4 protein-coding genes are annotated in these 5023 nt (G+C 47.2%); 2 read left to right on the top strand and 2 right to left on the bottom strand.

From position 1 onward, the window contains the following. Positions 1-136: 136 nt before the first annotated feature. The gene (narQ, locus tag CAG65_RS13820; RefSeq protein WP_161454019.1) at positions 137-1861 is read left to right on the top strand and encodes a nitrate/nitrite two-component system sensor histidine kinase NarQ; all 1725 of its coding nucleotides are present in this window, start codon (positions 137-139) and stop codon (positions 1859-1861) included. Next, complete coding sequence (locus CAG65_RS13815) at positions 1848-2480, top strand: response regulator (protein ID WP_021705309.1); 633 nt, start codon at positions 1848-1850, stop codon at positions 2478-2480. The genes narQ and CAG65_RS13815 overlap by 14 nt, the downstream gene beginning before the upstream one ends. A gap of 66 nt (positions 2481-2546) precedes the next feature. Here CAG65_RS13815 and dcuC read toward each other — a convergent pair whose 3' ends face one another. Both dcuC and CAG65_RS13805 read right to left on the bottom strand, forming a co-directional pair. Then, entirely contained in the window at positions 2547-3914 is a 1368-nt protein-coding gene (dcuC, locus tag CAG65_RS13810; protein WP_161454018.1) for an anaerobic C4-dicarboxylate transporter DcuC, read from the bottom strand. 290 nt (positions 3915-4204) lie between these two features. After that, positions 4205-4996, bottom strand: a complete 792-nt coding sequence (locus tag CAG65_RS13805; RefSeq protein WP_021705307.1) for an EAL domain-containing protein — start codon at positions 4994-4996, stop codon at positions 4205-4207. Between the last annotated feature and the right edge of the window lie 27 nt (positions 4997-5023).

The following is a 5023-nucleotide window of genomic DNA, read 5'->3' as shown; positions in this document are numbered from 1 at the left end:
CCCCCTAAGAGGGAATTGGGATGCAATGTTGTTTTGGATCAATAAATTCCGGAGAGAGTGATCACATATTGTGCCCATATTTACTTAGGAATATGGTAAATAATAAGTCGAAGTTTTCGTGGAATAGAGGTGTGGCTTGAGAGGTCAAGTACAAAAGTCGGTAACCAGTACTATAGCAAAGGCCATGCTGTTGATTCTGCTGCTGTCCGTTGCGACAACCAGCTTTGCAATTATTACCTTGGCCTCGAGCCTGAATGATGCCGAAGCGGTGAACGTGGCCGGCTCTATGCGAATGCAAAGTTATCGTCTGGCTCATGATATACAGAGTCAATCTGATAACTATCAGTACCATATTTTCCAATTCGAGCGTTCGATCTATTCCAGTTCGATGAAAGCCTTACAGAAGTGGTATGTTCCCGACGACATCACTCAGGATTATTATCGACTGATCGTTCGTTGGCACGAGTTGAAAGCTGTACTGGATGGCGATGGCCGGGATCAGTATCTTGTTCTGGTTGCGGGTTTTGTCACTCAGATCGACGCTTTTGTCTTCAAACTTCAAGAATATTCAGAGCAAAAGCTGATCAATCTGGCTTGGGTGGGTGGCCTTGGATTAGGGGCAGTTTTGTTGGTCAGTATTTTTGTTGTTGATTTCATCCGCAGTGAAATAGTGAGCCCGTTGAAATCATTGGTCGCGGCCAGTGAACAGATCCAATCACGTTCGTTTGATGTTTCGCTGGATGAATCGAGCAGTAATGAAATGGGCATTCTGGCTCGAACGTTTAACCGAATGGCCGCAGAGCTGGGTAAGTTATACCGTGGCCTCGAGCAAGCGGTGAATGAGAAAACGCACAAGTTACAACACGCCAACCAGTCTCTGAAAGTATTGTACAACTCATCACAAGAATTGACGGCGGCACGCATCAGCGTCGACAACTTCCAGGCAATATTGCGTCATATTGTCAGCATTGAAGGTATCACCGGGGTCAGAATTGAAATTGAAGAACCCGGAGAGAAAAATCTGATCCTGGAAGAAGGCGCTTTTTATGGTGAGAACGTCGAGCAGAAGGCGTTGTCTTTAGACGAACATCATTTAGGAACCTTGCAATGGGAATACGGGCTGCCCTGTCCGGACAAAGCGTTGATTGATAACTTCGTCCAGATCTTATCCCGCGCGGTGTATTACAATCACGCACAGCGTCAGGCCGAACAGCTGTTGCTAATGGAAGAGCGGGCGACGATTGCAAGGGAGTTACACGACTCTCTGGCGCAATCATTGTCGTATCTCAAAATCCAGGTTGCTCTACTGAAAAAAGTGATCAACAAACTGCCGTACAGCGAATTTACGCCGAAAACAACGCTGGTTATCGGCGAGTTAGATACCGGTTTGTCTTCTGCGTATACCCAGCTCCGCGAGCTCTTAACGACGTTTCGCCTGACTATAAAAGAAGGTACATTCGGCCAGGCATTGCAAGAGATGCTTGAGCAGTTAAACGAACAGACCAGCGCTCAGATCCAACTGACGAATGAACTGTCTTCGGTCGATTTGGATGTACACCATCAGGTGCACCTTCTACAACTGATTCGTGAAGCCACAATCAATGCCATTAAACATGCGAATGCCTCCTGCATTCAGGTGAGGTGTTCAGCGTTGGGTGACGTTGTCACGGTATCAGTGAAAGATGACGGTGTTGGCATGAGCGAGCACAATGAAAAAATTAACCACTACGGCATGAGCATCATGCAAGAGCGTGCGAACCGGCTTAATGGTGAGCTGAAAGTCCACTCTTCGCCAGATCAGGGTTGTGAAGTCGTATTAACTTATCAACGTTCAAAGGAAGCAAAGTTTGACAGTGTGTAACGTAATGTTGGTTGATGATCACCCGCTGATGCGTCGTGGGATCAAACAATTACTCGAATTTGAAGACGACTTCAGTGTCGTGGCTGAAGCCAGTAACGGGGCGGATGCAATTGCACTGGCTCATGAGGTTGAACCTGAGTTGATATTGCTTGACCTTAATATGAAAGGGATGTCTGGCCTGGATACGCTTAAAGCGCTCAGAGCGGATGGCTCTGATGCGAGTATCGTGATCCTGACGGTCTCTGACAGTCCCGCGGATATTGAAGCTCTGGTTAAAGCCGGAGCAGATGGCTATTTACTCAAAGACACCGAGCCCGATGAACTGATTGAACTGCTTATACAGGCGGTTGGGGGCGATAAAGCCTACAGTCAGGAAGTTGCCAGATACCTGAGTGACAGCGAAGGCCGCGAAGATATTTTTGACTCGTTGACCGAGCGTGAGACTCAGATCCTGCAAGAAGTCGCACGTGGATACCGAAATAAACAAATTGCAGATCGCCTTTTCATATCGGAATCGACCGTGAAAGTACACATGAAGAGTTTGCTCAAAAAGCTACGGGTTCCTTCTCGTACTGCGGCGACGGTACTGTATCTGGAACGTTATGGTGACGTGAAGTAAACATCGGATAGAAACAGAAAAGGCGCTCAATGAGCGCCTTTGTTTTTTTGTTTGTTGTTACGTGATTTAGACGTACATCGGTACGAGAACCATAGTACCGATAATCACAGTGGCCAGTCCGCACAATACTGGTACAGAAGTACGTTTCACGACCTCAAACGGGCTGACTTGACCCATACCGGACGTGGCAACCACAACACCGGACACGGGAGAAATGGTTCGGCCCAGATTCGAAGCTTGCAGCATTGGAATAATCAAAAAAGCAGGGTTCAGGCCCATTTTGGCCGCCAGCGATGGTGCCAGTTCGACAAATGCGTAAAAAGGAGCATTACCCGATCCAGTGGCGATGGCTGCGGCCACCGTCAGGGCTGTGAGGATCAGCATCAGAGCCACTCCACCAGCGCCGGCGGTTTCTGCCAGATGAAGCAAGTTGTCAATAGCTCCGATAGACATCAGGCCTTGTGCAAACACCCCGGCAGCTACTAACAGCATGACCACACCTTTGAAGGCATCCGCCATACCCTGATAGCAAGATTCCAGGTCGTCGAGGGTTTTTTGTCCATCAAAACGTTTGGTGACAAAGTCGACTAACGCACCACTGAAAATCGACAAAACGACGATGGTATAGATGTCAAGATAGAGGCCTTTGATGGTCTCCCCATTAAAGACGAACACGCCAATAATAGGAAGAAAAGGCAGAGCCGCATAGTAGGCTGGTGCATTGACTTCAATTTCAGAGACATCAATGCGCTCCATTGGTGAATTGTCTTTTTTGTCCAGATACTGGTTCCAAAAGAACGCCGCAATAGCCATCACGATGATGGCGCAAATGGAGACAGGCAATACGGTTTCCACGGCAAAAACATGTAGAGCCAGACCGGATTTTTCCGCTGCGATAACTACATCACCTGATGTCGGCGATAAGATGATTGCCGCCGGTGAGGCGCACACGGCAACAGCCGCAGGACGGGAAATGCCCATTGCAGTCATCATTGGGAACAGAGTCGCCATCAAAAGCACACCGAGCCCCGTCGCAGAGCTGACGGCCAGGGACATTAAACAAGCCACGATATAGGCAGCAACAAGCAGGATATATGGGGATTTGATGACCGACAATGGTTTCGAAAACTGCTTCACCACCACGTTGTTGGCGCCAATATGGGTCATGTAAGACGCGAAACCGCACAGTAACATGATCTGCATGCCTAAACCGCCACCACGGTATTGGAGCATATATTTCACGTACTCCAGTGAATCGGTCAGCATGTTGCCCGTAGACTGAATGGAGTCAGGTAAAACGGTATGGCCGATAATTCCGGTAAGAATAAGCAGTAATACACCAGCGGTTAGCAGGACACCGGCAGGCTTATAGCCTTTCACGATGAAGTAGCCGACAGCCACAGTCACTACTAATCCAATCAAGAGCTCCAGCATAGATATCTCCGTTAGATTCTGAAAATGATAAATAAAATGTTTCAAACTGTGACTCGAAATGTACAGAAAAGCGTTTTGTAGCACGAGAGCTACTTAAACTTGTCATGATCTAAAACAAGAAATTAACCAATGTGTTAACACTCAGAAGTGAAGATGATTCAATGAGGTAGGGGAAATGTTAATGATGATTTAAGTGTCAATAAAAAAGTGCTAAGTTGATCAAAATGACACAACGCCCAGACTGAACGAAGAGGCAGAGTAAAACAGGCGTTTTTACTATTTAGATATTATTAACCGACGTGCTGGAGCCCTTGAACGATGGCTTGTGGTTCAGCCAGGTAGTAGCCTTGCAACATGTCGATATTCAGGCCTCGCATGGCGTTGAACTGCGCTTCTGTTTCAATGCCCTCTACCACGATCTTCGCGCCTTTATTGCGGATGGTGGTCAACGCGTTTAACAATGGAGATTGTGTTCCGTTCACGTAATCTTGCATCAGGCTGCGATCTAGCTTAACGATCTGTGGGTTTAACAGATTGAGTCGATACTCGTTGGACTCTTCGACGCCGTAATCGTCGATTGCAATATTAAATCCATACTCATGCATACGCTGAAGGGCGTTTTGTAGCAGATCGTCCGATTCAGATTTTGCTTCGATGATTTCCATCACAATGTTGCTGGCATCGATTTGGAGTTCTTTTAGCCGCTTAGCCAGAAGAGTGCACTCAATGTCGGTATACGCATATCGCTCGCTGGCTGCGGGAAGCATATTAATAAACAGGGCGACATTTCTATACGTCGAGAGGCTATAGTTGCGAATGTGCACGACACGAGAAAGGCATTCCAGATTGATTTTGTCTTCCGTGTTGGTTTCTTCGCCAAGAAAAATCGTGTCTGGCATCATGCACTCGCCAGTCAGCGTGTGGATTCTTGCCAGCGCTTCGACGCCGACAACATTTAAATGTTTATCGAAGATCGGTTGAAACACGCTAGACACACGCAGTCCATTGTATATCGCGTAAAACTGTCCCTGAGCATCAACAAACAAGTACTGCAAAATCTGTTTTCGAGTGGCAAGTAGCATTTGACCAAATCACTAATGAGTTAAAGT

Source organism: Vibrio sp. V39_P1S14PM300, from assembly GCF_009904765.1.
Taxonomy (GTDB): domain Bacteria; phylum Pseudomonadota; class Gammaproteobacteria; order Enterobacterales; family Vibrionaceae; genus Vibrio; species Vibrio proteolyticus.
The sequence above is the reverse complement of the archived record's forward strand: the minus strand, read 5'-3'. Positions and strand labels throughout refer to the sequence as shown.

What these genes read in the sequence shown, in the direction of transcription:
- dcuC (WP_161454018.1), bottom strand. Translation starts at nt 3,914, where the DNA reads ATGCTGGAGCTCTTGATTGGATTAGTAGTGACTGTGGCTGTCGGCTAC.
- CAG65_RS13805 (WP_021705307.1), bottom strand. Translation starts at nt 4,996, where the DNA reads ATGCTACTTGCCACTCGAAAACAGATTTTGCAGTACTTGTTTGTTGAT.